General features: G+C 51.5%; 1 protein-coding gene. It reads right to left on the bottom strand.

What is annotated here, in order from left to right:
• Positions 1 to 167 precede the first annotated feature (167 nt).
• Entirely contained in the window at positions 168 to 1,394 is a 1,227-nt protein-coding gene (locus tag G485_RS0117465; RefSeq protein WP_027093558.1) for an IS256 family transposase, read from the bottom strand.
• Between the last annotated feature and the right edge of the window lie 121 nt (positions 1,395 to 1,515).

Below are 1,515 nucleotides of genomic sequence, written 5' to 3'. Positions count from 1 at the left end.
GATCAAGTCCAAAATATTGTGTAAATTTCCTCGGTTCAGAAGTGTCGAGCCGGGGCTTGACATGGAGCCTCCGCAGGCATGATGACTGGCGATTGGGCGATATGTCCTGACGTTAAATCGCCAAGGCAGAACAGCCTATCATGCCCGCCACTCCATGTAAAGCCCCTTTACCCGATACGTGTAACCTTCGACGTGGTCTTTGTCGCTTGAGATTCGCGCCATTCCAAGTACTCGGTCATGTCGAGATATTTCTTGCCGCTAGCCCACTTTTCGTCAAGTTCCATCAGCAACGCACCGATTAACCGAACGACGGATTCGCGGTTTGGGAAAATACGAATCACGCGTTCCCGCCGACGAACTTCTTCATTCAAGCGTTCAACGCTGTTGGTTGTACGCAGTCGCTTGCGGTACTTCTCAGGCAGCGCCAAGACCGCTGTAACGTCGTCAAATCCGGACTCCAACACAGCCATCGCTTTTGGAGCTTTGTCTTCGTAGTCGGCTATGGTTTGCTGCAGCAAGAGGCGGGCCATCTTCGCATCCGGTGCATCCAGGATAGTACGTACGCGACCATGAATCTCCTCTTTCAGCGCTTTCGGCGCAGCATCCAACACATTTCGGATGAAATGCGTTTGGCACCGCTGCCACGTTACGCCTTGAAAATGCTGACGAACGGCGCGAACCAAGCCGCCATGGTCATCGGAGACGATCAGGTCGACTCCACGCAGGCCACGGCTTTTGAGCCAGTTAAAGAACTCGCTCCAGCTCCCTTCGGACTCGGTATCGCCCAACATAAGGCCCATCACTTCCCGGTAACCGTCCGTATTGACGCCGATACCGATCATGACACCGCGCGAGCGTACGCGGCCGTCTTCACGAACTTTGAGGTAAAGAGCGTCCACCAACACGAACGGAAAGCGGCTATCGGAGAGCGGGCGGTTATTCCACGCTGTCACGACCGGATCGAGACGCTTGCACAGATCCGAGACGGTCGACTTGGAAAAGTTCGTCCCGCATAGTTCTTCGGTAATTTGAGCAACTTTTCGGGTAGATAACCCGTTTACGACCATCTCCATGAGGGCCAGCACTAATGCCTGTTCACTTCGCTGGTACCGGGCAAACAACTCCGTGGAGAATTTGCCGCCACGGATGCGAGGTACCCGCAGGGTGAGGGTCCCTACTCGTGTTGTGAGTTGATGGGGATAGGATCCGTTGCGATATCCTTGTCGTTCTTCGGTTCTTTCGTAGTGTTCTGCTCCTATTTGTTCAGTCACCTGTGCTTGAAGAATTTGGTTTAATACCGATTCCAGCAACTTAGCTACCCCTGTGTCCTGAGAATTTCCCAAAAATAGTTGCTGCAAAAGTTGTGAATCTACGGTAATCTGGTATTGAGCCATTTCAAATACTCCTCTCTGTGAATGTTGTCTAGTCAACTCCATTCTAACCGAGGACATTTGAATATGGCTCCTAGTACTTTTTAGGAGATATTTCATTTTACACAATTATACGGACTCAACT

The organism is Cohnella thermotolerans DSM 17683 (genome assembly GCF_000429825.1).
Taxonomy (GTDB): domain Bacteria; phylum Bacillota; class Bacilli; order Paenibacillales; family Paenibacillaceae; genus Cohnella; species Cohnella thermotolerans.
This window is presented reverse-complemented; position numbering and strand designations above follow the sequence as displayed.